The sequence below is a fragment of the Hansschlegelia sp. KR7-227 genome (genome assembly GCF_049446035.1).
GTDB lineage: Bacteria > Pseudomonadota > Alphaproteobacteria > Rhizobiales > Methylopilaceae > Methylopila.
Genome location: NZ_JBMSEA010000001.1, coordinates 1,397,700 through 1,414,984 on the forward strand (window position 1 = coordinate 1,397,700; position 17,285 = coordinate 1,414,984).

At 67.6% G+C, this 17,285-nt stretch carries 18 protein-coding genes; all 18 read right to left on the reverse strand.

Features of this window, described 5'->3' with window-relative positions; translation table 11 throughout:
* Positions 1 to 10 precede the first annotated feature (10 nt).
* The 18 genes from nuoN to ACO2RJ_RS06635 all read right to left on the reverse strand — a co-directional run bounded on the left by nuoN (position 11) and on the right by ACO2RJ_RS06635 (position 17,093).
* The gene (gene nuoN / locus ACO2RJ_RS06550) at positions 11 to 1,450 is read right to left on the reverse strand and encodes an NADH-quinone oxidoreductase subunit NuoN (RefSeq protein ID WP_423267184.1); all 1,440 of its coding nucleotides are present in this window, start codon (positions 1,448 to 1,450) and stop codon (positions 11 to 13) included.
* Between the two features lie 178 nt (positions 1,451 to 1,628).
* Positions 1,629 to 3,140, reverse strand: coding sequence for an NADH-quinone oxidoreductase subunit M (locus ACO2RJ_RS06555; RefSeq protein WP_423267186.1), 1,512 nt, complete (start codon positions 3,138 to 3,140; stop codon positions 1,629 to 1,631).
* 1 nt (position 3,141) lies between these two features.
* On the reverse strand, positions 3,142 to 5,229 hold the full coding sequence (nuoL, locus tag ACO2RJ_RS06560; RefSeq protein ID WP_423267187.1) for an NADH-quinone oxidoreductase subunit L: 2,088 nt from the start codon (positions 5,227 to 5,229) through the stop codon (positions 3,142 to 3,144).
* A gap of 203 nt (positions 5,230 to 5,432) precedes the next feature.
* Positions 5,433 to 5,741, reverse strand: coding sequence for an NADH-quinone oxidoreductase subunit NuoK (nuoK, locus tag ACO2RJ_RS06565; protein ID WP_423268921.1), 309 nt, complete (start codon positions 5,739 to 5,741; stop codon positions 5,433 to 5,435).
* Positions 5,738 to 6,358, reverse strand: a complete 621-nt coding sequence (locus ACO2RJ_RS06570) for an NADH-quinone oxidoreductase subunit J (protein ID WP_423267188.1) — start codon at positions 6,356 to 6,358, stop codon at positions 5,738 to 5,740. Before ACO2RJ_RS06570 ends, nuoK begins: the two co-directional genes overlap by 4 nt.
* A 238-nt stretch (positions 6,359 to 6,596) precedes the next feature.
* Positions 6,597 to 7,085, reverse strand: coding sequence for an NADH-quinone oxidoreductase subunit NuoI (gene nuoI / locus ACO2RJ_RS06575; RefSeq protein WP_423268922.1), 489 nt, complete (start codon positions 7,083 to 7,085; stop codon positions 6,597 to 6,599).
* A gap of 25 nt (positions 7,086 to 7,110) precedes the next feature.
* Entirely contained in the window at positions 7,111 to 7,344 is a 234-nt protein-coding gene (locus tag ACO2RJ_RS06580) for a hypothetical protein (protein ID WP_423267189.1), read from the reverse strand.
* A gap of 4 nt (positions 7,345 to 7,348) precedes the next feature.
* A complete protein-coding gene (gene nuoH / locus ACO2RJ_RS06585) occupies positions 7,349 to 8,359 on the reverse strand; it encodes an NADH-quinone oxidoreductase subunit NuoH (protein WP_423267190.1) in 1,011 nt (336 codons plus the stop codon).
* Between the two features lie 167 nt (positions 8,360 to 8,526).
* Positions 8,527 to 10,608, reverse strand: a complete 2,082-nt coding sequence (gene nuoG / locus ACO2RJ_RS06590) for an NADH-quinone oxidoreductase subunit NuoG (protein WP_423267191.1) — start codon at positions 10,606 to 10,608, stop codon at positions 8,527 to 8,529.
* A 10-nt stretch (positions 10,609 to 10,618) separates the two neighbouring features.
* A complete protein-coding gene (locus ACO2RJ_RS06595) occupies positions 10,619 to 10,849 on the reverse strand; it encodes a hypothetical protein (protein WP_423267192.1) in 231 nt (76 codons plus the stop codon).
* Between the two features lie 5 nt (positions 10,850 to 10,854).
* The gene (gene nuoF, locus ACO2RJ_RS06600; protein WP_423267193.1) at positions 10,855 to 12,165 is read right to left on the reverse strand and encodes an NADH-quinone oxidoreductase subunit NuoF; all 1,311 of its coding nucleotides are present in this window, start codon (positions 12,163 to 12,165) and stop codon (positions 10,855 to 10,857) included.
* A 3-nt stretch (positions 12,166 to 12,168) separates the two neighbouring features.
* Entirely contained in the window at positions 12,169 to 13,062 is an 894-nt protein-coding gene (nuoE, locus tag ACO2RJ_RS06605; protein WP_423267194.1) for an NADH-quinone oxidoreductase subunit NuoE, read from the reverse strand.
* Between the two features lie 201 nt (positions 13,063 to 13,263).
* The gene (locus ACO2RJ_RS06610) at positions 13,264 to 14,448 is read right to left on the reverse strand and encodes an NADH-quinone oxidoreductase subunit D (protein ID WP_423267195.1); all 1,185 of its coding nucleotides are present in this window, start codon (positions 14,446 to 14,448) and stop codon (positions 13,264 to 13,266) included.
* Complete coding sequence (locus tag ACO2RJ_RS06615; RefSeq protein ID WP_423267196.1) at positions 14,441 to 14,872, reverse strand: GFA family protein; 432 nt, start codon at positions 14,870 to 14,872, stop codon at positions 14,441 to 14,443. Before ACO2RJ_RS06615 ends, ACO2RJ_RS06610 begins: the two co-directional genes overlap by 8 nt.
* Entirely contained in the window at positions 14,865 to 15,290 is a 426-nt protein-coding gene (locus tag ACO2RJ_RS06620; protein ID WP_423267197.1) for a GFA family protein, read from the reverse strand. The genes ACO2RJ_RS06615 and ACO2RJ_RS06620 overlap by 8 nt, the downstream gene beginning before the upstream one ends.
* 23 nt (positions 15,291 to 15,313) lie before the next feature.
* Complete coding sequence (locus ACO2RJ_RS06625) at positions 15,314 to 15,925, reverse strand: NADH-quinone oxidoreductase subunit C (protein WP_423267198.1); 612 nt, start codon at positions 15,923 to 15,925, stop codon at positions 15,314 to 15,316.
* Positions 15,926 to 16,158: 233 nt separating this feature from the next.
* The gene (locus tag ACO2RJ_RS06630; protein WP_423267199.1) at positions 16,159 to 16,737 is read right to left on the reverse strand and encodes a NuoB/complex I 20 kDa subunit family protein; all 579 of its coding nucleotides are present in this window, start codon (positions 16,735 to 16,737) and stop codon (positions 16,159 to 16,161) included.
* A complete protein-coding gene (locus tag ACO2RJ_RS06635; RefSeq protein ID WP_423268923.1) occupies positions 16,728 to 17,093 on the reverse strand; it encodes an NADH-quinone oxidoreductase subunit A in 366 nt (121 codons plus the stop codon). The genes ACO2RJ_RS06630 and ACO2RJ_RS06635 overlap by 10 nt, the downstream gene beginning before the upstream one ends.
* Positions 17,094 to 17,285 lie beyond the last annotated feature (192 nt).

Sequence of the window (17,285 nt, forward strand, 5' to 3'; positions counted from 1 at the left end):
GCCATCCCGGTCAGAACAGCGACTGGGCGGCCGACGCGGCTGCGGCGGTGAGCGGCGCGGGATAGACAAAATAGAGGATCGTGAAGCCGCCCGCGATGGTGAGCACGGCCTTGGCGGGCAGCGTCATGGGCGCGAACTCCACCGTCGGCTCATCGAAATAGATGATCTTCACGATGCGCAGATAATAGAACGCGCCGATGACGCTCAGCACGAAGCCCACGACCGCGAGCGACATGAGGCCCGCGTTCACGGCCGCATAGAACACGTAGAACTTGGCGAAGAAGCCGGCGAGCGGCGGGATGCCTGCGAGCGAGAAGATGATCATCGTCAGCACGAAGGCCATGGCGGGCTTGGTGCGCGACAGGCCGGCCAGGTCGTCGATCGATTCGACGTAACGGTCTCCGATCCGCATCGACAGGATGCAGGCGAAGGCGCCGAGCGTCATGGCGACGTAGATCGCGACGTAGATCGCGACGCCGCGCACGCCTTCCGGCGTGCCGGCCGCAAGCCCGACCAGCACGTAGCCCATGTGGCCGATCGACGAGTAGGCCATCAGGCGCTTGAGGTTGCGCTGGCCGATGGCGGCGAAGGAGCCGAGCGCCATCGAGGCGATCGCGACGAACACCACCACCTGCCGCCACTCTGTCGTCACGCCCGGAAACGCCTCGGTCACGGCGCGCACGAACATCGCGACGCCCGCGACCTTGGTGGCTGACGCGAAGAAGGCCGTGATCGGCGTCGGCGCGCCCTCATAGACGTCGGGCGTCCACATGTGGAACGGCACGGCCGAGATCTTGAAGGCGAAGCCCGACAGCAGGAACACGATTCCGAAGGTCAGGCCGAGGCCGCCGGTTCCGCCCTGGAGCGCCGCCGCGATGTCGGCGAAGCCGACCGCGCCGGTCGTGCCGTAGACCAGCGAGGCGCCGTAGAGCAGCATGCCTGAGGACAGCGCGCCGAGGACGAAATATTTGAGGCCGGCCTCCGTCGAGCGCTCGTCGTCGCGGTGGATCGCGGCGATGACGTAGAGCGCGAGCGACTGCAGCTCGAGGCCGAGATAGAGCGCGATCAGATCCGACGCCGAAATCATCAGCGCCATGCCGAGCGTCGAGAGCACCACCAGGATGGCGTATTCGAAGCGGGCGAAGTTCTCGCGGCGCATGTAGTCGAAGGACAGCGCGAGAGCCGCGAAGGCCGCGATGAAGGCGAGCGCCTTCATGAAGCGCGCGAAGGCGTCGGCCGTGAAGGAGCCGCCGAAGGCCGCCGGCGTATCGACCGGCAGCGCGACCGTCAGCACGGTCGCGACCGCAAGCAGCGCCAGCGCGAGTCCGTTGACGAGCCCGGTCGCGCGATCCCCGGCGATCGCTCCGATCAGGATCAGCGCGAGCGCGCCGCCGGCGAGCACGATCTCGGGCAACGCGGCTGCGAAATGCGGAAGAGCAGAGGCGTCCATGTCGTTCAGGACCCGTATTTGGAGCGACGCGCGCCGTGCTTCGAGACGGCCCTGCGGGCCTCCTCAGCATGAGGAGCGCGGAGGATGCCACAGCGCCCACGCCCCTCATGCTGAGGAGCCTCGGCGACAGCCGAGGCGTCTCGAAGCACGCAGGGCGCCGGCGCGAGACGAATGCGTCTCACTTCGCCGCCTCCGCCGTCTTGCCGGCCGCGTCGATCGCGGCCTGGGCGGAGGACAGGACGCCGTCGACGGAGGCCGCGGACATGTCGAGCACCGGGGCGGGCCAGACGCCGAACAGCACGGTGAGCAGCACCAGCGGCACGAGCAGCACGAGCTCCCGGCGGTTGAGGTCGGCGATCCCGACCAGCGCCGGCTTGTCGAAGGCGCCGAAGACCACCCGGCGGTAGAGCCACAGCGCGTAGCCGGCCGACAGGATCACGCCGGTGCAGGCGAACAGCGCGACCCAGCTGTTGGCCTGGAAAGCGCCCATCAGCGTCAGGAACTCGCCGACGAAGCCGGACGTGCCGGGCAGGCCGACATTCGCCATGGTGAACACCATGAAGGCCGCCGCGTACCACGGCATGCGGTTCACCAGCCCGCCGAAGGCCGCGATGTCGCGGGTGTGCATGCGGTCGTAGACCACGCCGACGCAGAGGAACAGCGCGCCCGACACCACGCCGTGGCTGACCATCTGGAACACCGCGCCCTGCACCCCCTGGGGGTTCATGGCGAAGATGCCCATCGTCACGAAGCCCATATGGGCGACGGAGGAGTAGGCGATGAGCTTCTTGATGTCCTCCTGCATCAGCGCGACCAGCGAGGTGTAGATGATCGCGACGACCGAGAGCGCGAACACCATCGGGGCGAACTGCTCCGACGCCAGCGGGAACATCGGCAGCGAGAAGCGCAGGAAGCCGTAGCCGCCCATCTTGAGCAGGATGCCGGCGAGGATGACGGAGCCCGCGGTCGGCGCCTCGACATGGGCGTCCGGGAGCCAGGTGTGGACCGGCCACATCGGCATCTTCACCGCGAAGGAGGCGAAGAAGCCGAGCCACAGCCAGGTCTGCATCTCCGCCGGGAACTTGTAGGCCAGCAGCGCCTGGATGTCGGTGGTGCCGGCGGTGCCGTACATCGCGAGGATGCCGACCAGCATCAGCAGCGAGCCGAGCAGCGTGTAGAGGAAGAACTTGAAGCTGGCGTAGACCCGCCGCTTGCCGCCCCAGATCCCGATGATCAGGAACATCGGGATCAGGCCGCCTTCGAAGAACAGGTAGAACAGCACGAGATCGAGCGCCGAGAACACGCCGATCATCAGCGTCTCCAGCACCAGGAAGCAGATCATGTACTCCTTCACCCGCACCGTGATCGAGCGCCACGAGGCGAGGATGCAGAACGGCATCAGGAAGGCGGTGAGGATGACGAACGGGGTGGAGATCCCGTCGACGCCCATCTTGTAGGTGATCGCGCCGCCGAGCCAGTCGGCCTGCTCCACGAACTGGAAGCCCGGATTGGCCGCGTCGAACTTCGCCCACAGCACGCAGGCGACGACGAAATCGATCACCGTCGTCCAGAGCGCGACGTGACGGATGTTCTTCAGCGCCGCCTCGCCCGTCCCGCGGATCATCAGCAGGAAGAACACGCCGACCAGCGGCAGGAAGGTCAGCAACGAGAGGATCGGCCAGTCGGTCACCTCAGATCCCCCGCACCATGAACCAGGTGAACATCGCGGCGACGCCGATCAGCATGGCGAAGGCGTAGTGGTAGACGTAGCCGGTCTGCAGCCGCACCACGCGGTTCGTCACGTCGACGACGCGGGCGGAGATGCCGTCGGGGCCGAGCCCGTCGATGATGCGGCCGTCGCCGGTCTTCCAGAGGAAGCGGCCGATCCATTTGGCGGGCCGCACGAAGATCAGGTCGTAGAGCTCGTCGAAGTACCATTTGTTGAGCAGGAAATCGTAGATCAGCGCCTGCTGCGCCGCGAGCCGGACCGGCAGGTCCGGGCGGCGGATGTAGAACAGCCACGCGATCGCGAAGCCGGCGACCATCATCACGAAGGGCGAGATCACCACCCAGAACGGGACCTCGTGCATGTGGTGCAGGATCTCGTTGTGCTCGGAGCGGAAGATCGCCTCGCGCCAGAATTCGCGCTCGCCCTCGCCGATGAAGGCGCCGTGGAACACGAGGCCCGCGAACAGCGCGCCGACCGCGAGGATCAGCAGCGGCACGAGCATGACCTTCGGGCTCTCATGGACGTGGCTCATGGTCTCGAGCGAGGCCCGCGGCGCGCCGTGGAAGGTCATGAAGATCAGCCGCCAGGAATAGAACGAGGTCAGCAGGGCGGCGAGCACCGTCATCAGGAACGCGAAGGTCGCGGGGCCGGTGTGCGCGGCGTAGGCCGCCTCGATCACGGCGTCCTTGGAGAAGTAGCCGGCGGTCAGCGGGAATCCGGTCAGCGCCAGCGTGCCGATCACCATCATCCAGTAGGTCAGCGGGATCAGCCGGCGCAGGCCGCCCATCTTCCGCATGTCCTGCTCGTGATGCATCGCGTGGATGACGGAGCCGCTTCCAAGGAACAGCAGCGCCTTGAAGAAGGCGTGCGTGAACAGATGGAAGATCCCGACGCCGTAGGCGCCGACCCCAAGCGCCACGAACATGTAGCCGAGCTGCGAGCAGGTGGAGTAGGCGATCACCCGCTTGATGTCGTTCTGCACGAGGCCGACGGTCGCCGCGAAGATCGCGGTCGCGCCGCCGACGAGGGTGACGACGGCGAGCGCGTCGGGCGCGTGCTCGTAGATCGGCGACATGCGCGCGACCAGGAACACGCCCGCCGTCACCATGGTCGCGGCGTGGATCAGCGCGGAGACCGGCGTCGGCCCCTCCATCGCGTCCGGCAGCCAGGTGTGCAGGCCGAGCTGCGCGGACTTGCCCATCGCGCCCATGAACAGCAGCAGGCCGATCACGGTCATCGCGTGCCAGTCGTGGCCGAGGAAATGGATCGTCTTCTCCGCGGCGCCGGGGGCGGCCGCGAAGATCGTCTCGAACTGCACGCTGCCGAAGGTGACGAAGATCGCGAAGATGCCGAGCAGGAAGCCGAAATCGCCGACGCGGTTGACCACGAAGGCCTTGATCGCCGCAGCGCACGCCGAGGGCTTCTGGTACCAGAAGCCGATCAGCAGATAGCTCGCGAGGCCGACCCCCTCCCAGCCGAAGAACATCTGGATGAGGTTGTCCGACGTCACCAGCATCAGCATGGCGAAGGTGAACAGCGAGAGGTAGCCGAAGAACCGCGGGCGGTGCGGATCCTCGTGCATGTAGCCCATGGAATAGAGGTGGACGAGCGCGGAGACGCTGTTCACGACGACCAGCATCACGGCGGTCAGCGTGTCGATCCGGAACGCCCAGTCGAGATGGAGCGAGCCGGCCGAGATCCAGCGCATCACCGTCACATGCGCGTCGGCGTCGTTCAGCGTGACGTCGACGAAGGCGACCCAGGACAGCAGCGCCGCCACGATGAGAAAGCCGGTGGTGACGTATTCCGCCGCCGCCGAACCGGCGGCCGCGGGCTCGACCGGGCCGTGGCCGTGGTCGTCATGCCCGTGATCGTCGTGAGCATGCGCGCCATGGGGATGGTCGTGCCCATGCGCGCCGTGGCCGTGCGCGTCGTGGAAGGCGTCGACCGGGCCGACGGCGCCGGGCTCGCGGCCGCGGGCGCCGGCGAGCGCGATCGCGCCAGCGATCAGCGCGCCGACGAGCGGCAGGAAGACGATCAGGTAGTACATCAGAACGCCCGCCGAATTGACCGCTGGAAGCGGCTCGGGACCGCGGCTTCGCGTGCTTCGAGACGGCGACCCTCGGTCGCCTCCTCAGCATGAGGAGGCCCCAGCCTGCCATCCTCCACGATCCTCATGCTGAGGAGCATGCCATAGGCATGCGTCTCGAAGCACGCAGCTCGCCGATGCAAAGCGTCCGCCCCGACCACCGCTCAGCCCTTCATTCGATTGATGTCCGTGACCGCGATGGTGCCGCGGTTGCGGAAATAGACGACGAGGATCGCGAGCCCGATCGCGGCCTCGGCCGCCGCCACCGTCAGCACGAACAGGGCGAAGACCTGACCCTTCAGGTCGCCCATATGCGTCGAGAACGCCACGAAGTTGATGTTCACCGCGAGCAGGATGAGCTCGATCGACATCAGAATGACGATGACGTTCTTGCGGTTCAGGAAGATCCCGAACACGCCGAGCGTGAACAGGATCGCCGCGACGACGAGATAATGCTCGAGCCCGACCATCAGCCTGCGATCCCCTGGCCCGTGGGCGCCTTGACGACCTCGATGGCGGCCTTCGGGTCGCGGGCGACCTGGGCCGCCACGTCCTGGCGCTTCACGTCGGCGCGGCGCTCGCGCAGCGTCAGCACGATCGCGCCGACCATGGCGGTGAGCAGCACGAGCCCCGCCGCCTGGAACAGCAGCACGTGCTCGGTGTAGAGCACGCGGCCGAGCGCCTCGGCGTTGCTCACGTCGGTCGGGATCGGCGCGGTGGCGGCCGTCTTCGGCATCGAGCCGGAGGCGCCCCAGGAGCCGAGCACCAGGACGAGCTCAATCAGCATGATCAGCCCGACCAGCACGCCGACCGGCAGATATTGCAGGAAGCCGTCGCGCAGCTCGGCGAAGTCTACGTCGAGCATCATGGTCACGAACATGAACAGCACGGCGACCGCGCCGACATAGACCACGACCAGGATCATCGCCAGGAACTCCGCGCCCATCAGCACGAACAGGCCCGCGGCGTTCACGAAGGCGAGGATCAGGAAGAGCACGGAGTGCACGGGGTTCTTCGACGAGATGACCATGAGGGCCGAGGCCACCGTCACGCTCGCGAAGAGGTAGAAGAACAGAGCGGGCAGGGTCATGCGCGGAATCCCGTGCGCGGCAGGGTGCGGCGGGGGCTGAGTACGGCGCGCGGGCCGGCGCGTAAAGAGACGCTCGGCAACGAGGCGCGTGCTTCGAGACGCCGTCCTTCGGCCGGCTCCTCAGCATGAGGACCGACTGAGGAAGGGGAAGCGAAAACCGTCCTCATGCTGAGGAGCCTCGGCGTCAGCCGAGGCGTCTCGAAGCACGCAGACCCTTCGCCGCTGCGTTTCATCCCGATCACCGCCACGGCGCGTCGAGGGCGATGCGGCGGGCCACTTCGCGCTCCCAGCGGTCGCCGTTCGCGAGCAGACGCTCCTTGTCGTAATAGAGCTCCTCGCGCGACTCCGTGGCGAATTCGAAATTCGGGCCCTCGACGATGGCGTCGACGGGGCACGCTTCCTGGCAGAACCCGCAATAGATGCATTTCACCATGTCGATGTCGTAGCGCGTGGTGCGCCGCGTGCCGTCGTTGCGGCGCGGGCCGGCTTCGATGGTGATGGCCTGCGCGGGGCAGATCGCCTCGCAGAGCTTGCAGGCGATGCAGCGCTCCTCGCCGTTGGGATAGCGGCGCAGGACGTGCTCCCCCCGGAAGCGCGGCGAGATCGCGCCCTTTTCATAGGGGTAGTTGATGGTCGCCTTCTCCCGGAAGAAGTAGCGCATCGACAGAAAGAACGCCGACACGAACTCCTTCAGGAACAGCGACTTGGCAGCCTGGTCGAGCCGCATCTCGAACCTCATCTCCTCGGGCGTCTCAGCCCGCCAGCACTTCCGCCGCGACATAGAACACGACCGCGATCTCCACGATCGTCGTCGCGATGACGATCGGACCGGCGAGCCGGCGGACCGTCGTGAACTTCCGGGCGTCCTCCGGGGACGCCATGCGTATCTGCCGGTCGAGACCGGCGTTGAGCGCCCGCGCGCCCAGCAGCCCGAGCCCCGCGCCGGCCACGGCGCCGAGAGCCGCGCCGAGGAGGCCCGGCGTCACCGGCTCACGCCGGCGCCCAGCCGGTGAACTGCAGCACGCCGGCCACGATCACGACCATCGCGAGCGACAGCGGCAGGAACACCTTCCAGCCGAGCCGCATGAGTTGGTCGTAGCGGTAGCGCGGCACGAAGGCCTTCACCATGGCGAACATGAAGAACACCAAGCTCATCTTGGCCACGAACCAGAAGACGCCGGGGATCCAGGTGAAGGGGACGAAGGGGATCGGCGACAGCCAGCCGCCGAGGAACAGGATCGTCGTCAGCGCGCACATGGTCATGATCGCCACGTACTCGCCCAGCATGAACAGCAGATACGGCGTCGAGGCGTATTCGGTCATGAAGCCCGCGACCAGCTCGGACTCCGCCTCGACCAGGTCGAAGGGCGGCCGGTTGGTCTCAGCGAGCGCGGAGATGAAGAAGATCACGAACATCGGGAACAGCGGCAGCCAGTACCAGCCGAACACGCCGGCGGCGGTGTCCTGCGCGCGCACGATGTCGGAAAGGTTGAGCGAGCCGGCGCAGAGCAGAACGGTGATGATCACGAAGCCGATCGAGACCTCGTAGGACACCATCTGCGCCGCCGCCCGCAGCGCGCTCATGAAGGGATATTTCGAGTTCGACGACCAGCCGGCCATGATGACGCCGTAGACGCCGAGCGAGGAGATCGCGAACACGTAGAGGATGCCGACATTGATGTCGGCGATCGCCCAGCCGTCGGCGAGCGGGATCACCGCCCAGGCGCCGAGCGCGAGGAAGCACATCACGAGCGGCGCGAGCAGGAAGATGCCCTTGTTCGCGCCCGACGGGATCACCGGCTCCTTCAGCACGAACTTCAGCAGGTCGGCGAAGGACTGCAGCAGCCCGAACGGCCCCACGACGTTGGGACCGCGCCTCAGCTGAACCGCCGCCCAGACCTTGCGGTCGGCGAGCAGGATGTAGGCGATGAACACCAGCAGCCCGACCAGCAGGGCGACGCTCTGGAGCAGGATCAGAAGGACGTGGAGGACGGTGTCCATGGATCAGCCTTCCCCGCCCTGAGCGCCCGGTCGGCCCAAGATAAAGCTCGTCGTCCTCCGGCTTGACCGGAGGACCCACGTCAAGCGTCGTGCTCCGTGACCAACGTGGATGGTCCGGTCAAGCCGGACCATGACGAGTCCTTGATTGAGATGGAGGGTCATCCCGCTCACTCCGCCGCTTCCGCGTGCATGCCGAGCCGCAGGGCGCTCATTTCGGCCATGACGGCCGATGCGCGCGCGATCGGGTTGGTGAGGTAGAAATCGGCGACCGCGTTCCGGAACGGCGCGGCGGCGAGCGATCCGCCCTGCCCCGCCAGAGCCTCGAGATCGGCGGCGGAGCCGGGGGCGATTTCGTCGAGCGCCGCGAAATGCGGATGGGCTGCAAACAGCGCCGCACGGAGCTGCGCGAGCGAGTCGTAAGGCAGCCGCGCGCCGAGCGCCTCCGACAGGGCTCTCAGGATCGCCCAGTCCTCGCGCGCTTCGCCGGGCGGGAAGCTCGCGCGGTTCGCCATCTGCACGCGGCCTTCGGTGTTGACGTAAAGGCCGGACTTCTCGGTGTAGGCCGCGCCCGGCAGGATGACGTCGGCGCGATGCGCGCCCCGGTCGCCATGCGTGCCGACATAGACGACGAAGGCGCCCGGCGCGACGTCGATTTCGTCCGCCCCGAGCAGGAAGGCGACGTCGAGCGCGCCCGGCTCCGCCATCGTTCCCGCCGTCATGCCGCCCTCGCCCGGGACCAGGCCGAGATCGAGCGCGCCGACGCGCGAGGCTGCGGCGTGCAGCACGCAGAAGCCGTTCCAGACGTCGCCGAAGGCGCCGACGCCCTGCGCGAGCTTCGCCGCGGCGGCGACCACGGCCGCGCCGTCGAGGCGCGCGAGCGCGCCGGCGCCGAGCACGATCATCGGGCGTTCGGCGTCGGCCAGAACTTTGGCGAAGGAGTGCTTGCCCTCGACCAGTTCGGTCAGGCTGTCGCTTCCGGCGCCGATATGCTCGGCGCCGTAGGTGAGGTCGGCGCGCTCGCCGACGAGGCCGACACGGAGAGCGCCGGCGCGCCAGCGCTTGCGGATGCGGGCGTTCAGCACCGGCGCCTCGTGGCGCGGATTGGTCCCGATCAGCAGGATCGCGTCGGCCTGCTCGATCCCGGCGATCGTGGCGTTGAACAGATAGCTCGCGCGCCCCGCGGCGGGGTCGAGGGCCGCGCCGTCCTGGCGGGCGTCGAGATTGGCGACGCCCAGCCGGCCGAGCAGGTCCTTCAGCGCGAACATCTCTTCGGCCGCGGCGAGGTCGCCGACGATCGCGCCCACCCTCTCAGGCGGCGCCGCCTTCACCCGGGCCGCGATCGCGGCGAAGGCCTCCGGCCAGGAGGCCGGCCGCAGGCGGCCGTTCTCGCGGATATAGGGCCTGTCCAGACGCTGGGCGCCCAGTCCGTCCCAGACGAAGCGGGTCTTGTCGGAGATCCACTCCTCGTTCACCTCGTCGTTCATCCGCGGCAGGATGCGCATGACCTCGCGGCCGCGGGCGTCGACCCGGATGGCGGAGCCGAGCGCGTCCATGACGTCGATCGACTCGGTCTTCGACAATTCCCACGGCCGCGCCTTGAAGGCGTAGGGCCGCGAGGTCAGCGCGCCGACCGGGCAGAGGTCGATCACGTTGCCCTGCAGCTCCGACGACATCGCGCTTTCGAGATAGGTGGTGATCTCCATGTCTTCGCCGCGGCCGATCGCGCCGATCTCAGGCGAGCCGGCGACTTCCGCCACGAACCTCACGCAGCGCGTGCAATGGATGCAGCGGTTCATCTGCGTCTTGACGAGCGGGCCGATGTATTTGTCCTCGACGGCCCGCTTGTTCTCGTGGAAGCGCGACCCGGAGACGCCATAGGCCATCGACTGGTCCTGCAGGTCGCACTCGCCGCCCTGGTCGCAGATCGGGCAATCGAGCGGGTGGTTGATGAGCAGGAACTCCATCACCCCCTCGCGCGCCTTTTTGACCATCGGCGAGCGGGTCATCACGACCGGCGGCTCGCCGTTCGGGCCGGGACGCAGGTCGCGCACGCCCATGGCGCAGGAGGCGACCGGCTTCGGCGGCCCGCCCTTCACCTCGACGAGACACATGCGGCAGTTGCCGGCGATCGACAGTCGCTCATGGTAGCAGAAGCGCGGGATCTCGGCGCCCGCGGCCTCGCAGGCCTGCAGGATGGTGTAGTCGGCGGGGACGTCGACCTCGGCGCCGTCGACGATGAGCTTGGTCATCCGAGGCTCCTCAATGCGGCAAGTCGACAAGATCGAGACGCCGCTCGATCCGGTCCAGCCGGCTTTCGACACGGTCGAGCCGGCGGTTGACGCCCGCAATCGCGAGATCGACCTTCGCCACCTTCTCCTCCACGTCGGTCATGCGCACCTTGAGATCGGCCGCGTCGTCGATGATTCGGTCCATCTTGGCGTCAAGGCGGCGCAGATAGACCAGGATCACGTTGTCGGGTTCGTCCGCCATCGCCCCTACTCCGCCGCCACGGCCGCGACCGGATAGTCCGCCGGCGTCGAGTTGCGCGAATAGTCGTCGATGCGCTTTTCGATCTCGTGGCGGTAGTGCCGGATCAGGCCCTGCACGGGCCATGCCGCGGCGTCGCCGAGCGCGCAGATCGTGTGGCCCTCGACCTGGGTCGAGACCTCGAGCAGCATGTCGATCTCGCGCTTCTCCGCGCGGCCGTCCGCCATGCGTTCGAGCACGCGCCACATCCAGCCGGTGCCCTCGCGGCACGGGGTGCACTGGCCGCAGCTCTCGTGCTTGTAGAAATACGAGATGCGGGCGATGGCGCGGACGATGTCGGTCGACTTGTCCATCACGATCACGGCCGCGGTGCCGAGGCCGGTCTTGAGGCCCTTGAGCGTGTCGAAATCCATCGACAGCTCCTGGCACTGGGAGGCCGGGATGACCGGCACCGAGGAGCCGCCGGGGATCACCGCGTAGAGATTGTCCCAGCCGCCGCGGATCCCGCCGCAATGCTTCTCGACCAACTCGCGGAAGTCGATGCCCATCGCCTCCTCGACGTTGCAGGGGCGCTCGACATGGCCGGAGATCGAAAACAGCTTGGTCCCGGCGTTGTTCGGCTTGCCGATCCCGGCGAACCAGCCCGCGCCGCGCCGCAGGATCTCGCCGGCGACGGCGATCGACTCGACGTTGTTCACGGTCGTCGGCGCGCCGTAGAGGCCCATATTCGCGGGGAATGGCGGCTTCAGCCGCGGCATGCCCTTCTTGCCCTCGAGGCTTTCGAGAAGCGCGGTCTCCTCGCCGCAGATATACGCGCCCGCGCCGTGGTGGACGTAGAGGTCGAACGGGTAGCCGTGGATGTTGTCCTTGCCGATGAGCTTCGCCTCATAGGCCTCGACGACGGCGCGCTCGAGCGCCTCGCGCTCCCGGACGTACTCGCCGCGGATGTAGATGTAGCAGGCGTGGGCGTGCATCGCGAAGGAGGCGATCAGGCAGCCCTCGATCAGGAGATGCGGGTCGTTCCGCATGATCTCCCGGTCCTTGCAGGTGCCGGGCTCCGATTCGTCGGCGTTGACCACGAGATAATGCGGCCGGCCCTCCTGGGGCTTCGGCATGAAGGACCATTTGAGCCCCGTCGGGAAGCCCGCCCCGCCGCGGCCCCGCAGGCCGGACGCCTTCATCTCCGTGATGATCCAGTCCTTGCCCTTGTCGAGCAGGAATTTGGTCTCGTCCCACGCTCCGCGCTTGCGCGACGAATCGAGGTCGGCGCCGCGGCGGCCGTAGAGATTGGTGAAGATGCGGTCGCGATCGGCGAGCATCGCTCAGACCTCCTTGCCGGGCTTGGGAGCCTCGGTCGGCGCGACGCCCGGATCGACCGGCTTCGCGGCGGCCGGGCCCGCGGTCGGCGAGTCGGCGGCCGCCCCGCCCTTGTGCCGGTCGGGCTTGCCCGCGCCGCCGTCCGGCCGCGCCTCGGCGTCCGACTTCCCCGTCGCGGACTTGGCTTCCGGGCGGCCTTTTTCGCCCGGACGCCCCGCGGAGTCGGCCTCCGTCGCGTCGCCCGGCGCGGCTTTCTCCTCGAAGCGCGTCTTCCAGGCCCCGACCACGGAGCCGTCATAGAGCGTCTCGTCGGTCAGCGTCGTGTCGCCGCCGGCGGGCGCGGAGCAGGAGCGCCCAGTCTGCGAGCCCGGGGTCACGGCCTCGCCCGCCCGGAGCTTACCGAGCAGCGCCTCGAAGCTCTCGGGATCGAGGTCCTCGAAGTAGTCGTAGTTGATCTGGACCATCGGCGCGTTGGCGCAGGCGCCGAGGCACTCGACCTCGAGCCAGGAGAGCTTGCCGTCTTCGGTGACATGGCGCTCGTCGCCGATCACCTTGCGGCAGACGTCCTTCAGCGCGTTCGCGCCCCGCAGCGCGCAAGGGGTGGTGCCGCAGAGCTGGACGAAGTGCTCGCCGACGGGGGCGAGGTTGAACATCGTGTAGAAGGTCGCGACCTCCATCACGCGGATCGTCGGCATCGCCAGCATCTCGGCGATGCGCCGGATCGCCGGCTCCGGCAGCCAGCCGCCATGCTGCTCCTGCGCCTTCCACAGCAGCGGAATAACGGCGGAGGCCTGCCGGCCCTCCGGATATTTCGCGATCTGCGCTTCCACCCACGGCAGGTTGTCCTGCGTGAAGGCGAAGTCGGCGGGCTGGTCGGCTGCGAGGCGACGGACGGACATCTCAGTTCATACCCTCGGCGTCATGCCCGCCATGGAGCGGAGCGATGACGATTTTGGACACGCGGCCTGCGTGCTTCGAGACGGCCCTGCGGGCCTCCTCAGCATGAGGAAGGTTCAGCCTGCCATCCACCGCGCTCCTCATGCTGAGGAGCGCGTCGAAGACGCGCGTCTCGAAGCACGCAGGAAGCTGATCGGCGCGCCTCATCGGTCGACCTCGCCGAACACGATGTCGATCGAGCCGAGGATCGCGGAGACGTCCGCCAGCATGGAGCCGCGGCAGAGGTGGTCCATGGCTTGCAGATGCGCGAAGCCCGGCGCGCGGATCTTGCAGCGGTAGGGTTTGTTCGTGCCGTCGGAGACGAGATAGACGCCGAACTCGCCCTTGGGGGCCTCGACCGCGGCGTAGACCTCGCCTTCGGGCACCCGGTAGCCCTCGGTGTAGAGCTTGAAGTGATGGATGAGGCCTTCCATCGAGCGCTTCATCTCCGAGCGCTTCGGCGGCGCGACCTTCCCGTCCAGCGTCGCGATGCGGCCCGTCTCGACCCTGAGCCTCGCGCAACATTGCTGCATGATGCGGGCGGACTGCCGCATCTCCTCCATGCGGATGAGGTAGCGGTCGTAATTGTCGCCGTTCTTGCCGACGGGAATGTCGAAATCCATGTCGGCGTAGCACTCATAGGGCTGCGACTTGCGCAGGTCCCAGGCTGCCCCCGAGCCGCGCACCATCACGCCCGAAAAGCCCCAGGCGAAGGCCTCGTCGAGCGGCACCACGCCGATGTCGACATTGCGCTGCTTGAAGATGCGGTTCTCGGTCAGAAGCTTGTCGATGTCGTCGAGCGCGATGAAGAAGCCGTCGCACCAATGGTCGATGTCCTCGATCAGCTGCGGCGGCAGGTCCTGGTGCACGCCGCCCGGCCGGAAGTACGCCGCATGCATGCGCGAGCCCGAGGCGCGCTCATAGAACACCATGAGTTTCTCGCGCTCCTCGAAGCCCCACAGAGGCGGCGTCAGCGCGCCGCAGTCCATCGCCTGCGTGGTGACGTTGAGGAGGTGGGAGAGGATGCGGCCGATCTCGCAATAGAGCACGCGGATCAGCTGCGCGCGGATCGGGATCTCGATCCCGAGCAGCCGCTCCGTCGCGAGGCAGAAGGCGTGCTCCTGGTTCATCGGCGCGACGTAGTCGAGCCGGTCGAAATAGGGCATCGCCTGCAGATAGGTCTTGGTCTCGATCAGCTTCTCGGTGCCGCGGTGGAGCAGCCCGATATGCGGGTCGACGCGCTCCACGACCTCGCCGTCGAGCTCGAGCACAAGACGCAAAACACCATGCGCCGCAGGGTGCTGCGGGCCGAAATTGATCGTGAAGTTGCGGATGTCGGCTTCAGCCACCCGAACTCTCCTCCCGCCCGAACGCCACGGCGAACTCGGCCCCGGTCATGGTTTTCGTCGTGTTGGCGAAGTCGTAGATCGCGGGCTTCTCGTCGATGAAGATCTGCTCGTCGAAAACGAGGCCCGTCTGGTCGTCGAGCGCCGGCAGCGAGACGTAGTCCTGCGAGCCATCCCGGAGGCGCCAGATCAGGCTCGTCCCGCAGGTCCGGCAGAAGCCGCGCTCCGCGTAGTCGGACGACACGTAATAGGACAGCGCTTCCGGGTTCTCCACCGACAGGCCGGCGACCTGCACCGCCATGAAGACGCCGCCGCTCCATTTGCGGCACTGGCCGCAGTGGCAGACGCCCATCTCGGGCTTCGGCCGCGCGGTGAAACGCGCCGCGCCGCAGAGGCAGCCGCCGGATCGCACGCCGAGCTCAGCCATTCGCGCCGCCTCCGGCCGCGTTCAGGGCCGCCGATTCGGCGCTCGTGAGCTTTCTCGTCGGATTGGCGAAGGCGTAGTTCGAGGGCTTGTCGTCGATGAAGATCTCGCTCTCGAACGGGAAGCGCGAGGACTCGTCGACCGACTGCGCGGAGACGTCGATCTGACTCCCGTCATGCAGCCGCCAGAACAGCGACGAACCGCACGCCTTGCAGAACCCGCGCTCGGCCGCCTCGGAGGAGCGATAGACGGACAATTCGGCCTCCCCCTTCGTCACCGAGAAGCTGTCGGGCGCGACCGACAGATACATCAGCACGCCGCCGGTCCAGCGCCGGCACATCGCGCAATGGCAGACATGCATGGACCCGTCCTTCAGCGTGGCGGCGAAGCTCACCGCGCCGCAAAGGCACCGTCCGGACACGCGCTCTCCCGCCATCGCTCCGCTCACTGCGGCTGCTTCGCCTTCTCGTCGCCCGGAAGCACGTAGTCCGTGCCCTCCCACGGGGAGAGAAAGTCGAAATTGCGGAATTCCTGGGCGAGCCGCACCGGCTCGTAGACCACGCGCTTGACCTCGTCGTCCCAGCGCACCTCGACGAAGCCGGTGGTCGGAAAATCCTTGCGCAGCGGGTGGCCGTCGAACCCGTAGTCGGTCAGCAGGCGCCGCAGGTCCGGGTGGCCGGAGAACAGCACGCCATAGAGATCGTAAGCCTCGCGCTCGAACCACAGTGCGCCCGGGAACACGCCGGTGACGGAGGGCACAGGCGCGACGTCGTCGGCCTCGACCTTCACGCGGACCCGATGGTTCCGATAGGGCGAGAGCAGGTGATAGACCACGTCGAAGCGCTTCTCGCGCGCCGGCCAGTCGACCCCGCAGACGTCGATAAAGTTGACGAAGCGGCAACCGGGATCGTCGCGCAGAAAGGTCAGGACCGCGACGATGTCGGCGGCCTCCGCCTTCAGCGTCAGTTCGCCGAAGGCGACCGTGGCCGAGGCGAGCCTCGCGCCGAGGCCTTCCGCGACATGGACGGCGAGCGCGTCGAGGGCTTCAACCGACATGAGCGCCTCCGGACGGGGTCAGGGCGACTGCGTGCTTCGAGACGCCCGCGTCCCGCGGGCTCCTCAGCATGAGGAGGGTTGAGATGGCCATCGCTCCGCCGCTCCTCATGCTGAGGAGCCGGCCGCCGGCCGGCGTCTCGAAGCACGCAGAACGGCGACGCGTGACGCAACCATCGCGGTCATGTCGCGCAGCAGCGGCAGGATCATGTCGTCGGGCTCAGCCATGGCGCCCCTCACCGCTCGATCGTGCCGGTGCGGCGGATCTTCTTCTGCAGCAGCAGAATGCCGTAGAGCAGCGCCTCGGCCGTCGGGGGGCAGCCCGGCACGTAGATGTCGACCGGAACCACCCGGTCGCAGCCGCGCACCACGGCGTAGGAGTAGTGGTAGTAGCCGCCGCCATTGGCGCAGGAGCCCATCGAGATGACGTAGCGCGGCTCCGGCATCTGGTCGTAGACCTTGCGGAGCGCGGGGGCCATCTTGTTGGTCAGCGTGCCGGCGACGATCATGACGTCGGACTGGCGGGGCGAAGCGCGCGGCGCGAAGCCGAAGCGCTCGACGTCGTAGCGCGGCATCGAGGCCTGCATCATCTCGACCGCGCAGCAGGCGAGCCCGAAGGTCATCCACATCAGCGAGCCGGTGCGCGCCCAGGTGACGAGATCCTCCGCGGACGTCACGAGGAAGCCCTTGTCGGCAAGCTCCGCGCTCACCTCGCCGAAGAAGCGGTCGTCATGGCCGATCGGCTTGCCCGAGGGATCGACGAGACCCTTCGGAGCCGGCGCGACCAGCGTGTCGGACGGCGCGTTCAATCCCATTCCAGCGCCCCTTTGCGCCACTCGTAGACGAACCCGATCGTCAGTACGCCGAGGAACAGCATCATGGACCAGAATCCGAACAGCCCGACCTCCTTGAAGGCGACCGCCCAGGGGAACAGGAACGCGACTTCGAGGTCGAAGATGATGAACAGGATGGCGACCAGATAGAACCGGACGTCGAACTTCATCCGCGCGTCGTCGAAGGCGTTGAAGCCGCATTCATAGGCCGACAGCTTCTCCGGATCGGGGTTGCGGTGAGCGACGAGATAGGGCGACGCGAGCAGCGCCAGGCCGATGGCCAGCGCGACCGCGAGGAAGATCGTCAGGGGCAGATAGTCCGCGAGAAGATCGGTCATCATGTCTCCGCGCCGTGGCCGGTCGGATCGTGGCCGACGCCGTCGAGCGCGTTGCCGCGCCGCAGCATCGATCCGCCACAAGGCGTGGCTTAGCCGCCTGGAACTAAAGGCGCAAGGCGCGCCAGCCGCGAAGCGGAGAAATTCCAAATTTGCCGCACGAGGCCATGAAGACGGCCGATTCCGGGAGCCTCG

What these genes read in the sequence shown, in the direction of transcription:
- nuoL (WP_423267187.1), bottom strand. Translation starts at nt 5,229, where the DNA reads ATGTACTACCTGATCGTCTTCCTGCCGCTCGTCGGCGCGCTGATCGCT.
- ACO2RJ_RS06615 (WP_423267196.1), bottom strand. Translation starts at nt 14,872, where the DNA reads ATGGCTGAGCTCGGCGTGCGATCCGGCGGCTGCCTCTGCGGCGCGGCG.
- nuoN (WP_423267184.1), bottom strand. Translation starts at nt 1,450, where the DNA reads ATGGACGCCTCTGCTCTTCCGCATTTCGCAGCCGCGTTGCCCGAGATC.
- ACO2RJ_RS06595 (WP_423267192.1), bottom strand. Translation starts at nt 10,849, where the DNA reads ATGGCGGACGAACCCGACAACGTGATCCTGGTCTATCTGCGCCGCCTT.
- ACO2RJ_RS06625 (WP_423267198.1), bottom strand. Translation starts at nt 15,925, where the DNA reads ATGTCGGTTGAAGCCCTCGACGCGCTCGCCGTCCATGTCGCGGAAGGC.
- ACO2RJ_RS06635 (WP_423268923.1), bottom strand. Translation starts at nt 17,093, where the DNA reads ATGACCGATCTTCTCGCGGACTATCTGCCCCTGACGATCTTCCTCGCG.
- nuoG (WP_423267191.1), bottom strand. Translation starts at nt 10,608, where the DNA reads ATGACCAAGCTCATCGTCGACGGCGCCGAGGTCGACGTCCCCGCCGAC.
- ACO2RJ_RS06630 (WP_423267199.1), bottom strand. Translation starts at nt 16,737, where the DNA reads ATGGGATTGAACGCGCCGTCCGACACGCTGGTCGCGCCGGCTCCGAAG.
- nuoE (WP_423267194.1), bottom strand. Translation starts at nt 13,062, where the DNA reads ATGTCCGTCCGTCGCCTCGCAGCCGACCAGCCCGCCGACTTCGCCTTC.
- nuoH (WP_423267190.1), bottom strand. Translation starts at nt 8,359, where the DNA reads ATGGACACCGTCCTCCACGTCCTTCTGATCCTGCTCCAGAGCGTCGCC.
- nuoI (WP_423268922.1), bottom strand. Translation starts at nt 7,085, where the DNA reads ATGCGGCTCGACCAGGCTGCCAAGTCGCTGTTCCTGAAGGAGTTCGTG.
- ACO2RJ_RS06570 (WP_423267188.1), bottom strand. Translation starts at nt 6,358, where the DNA reads ATGACCCTGCCCGCTCTGTTCTTCTACCTCTTCGCGAGCGTGACGGTG.
- nuoF (WP_423267193.1), bottom strand. Translation starts at nt 12,165, where the DNA reads ATGCTCGCCGATCGCGACCGCATCTTCACCAATCTCTACGGCCGCCGC.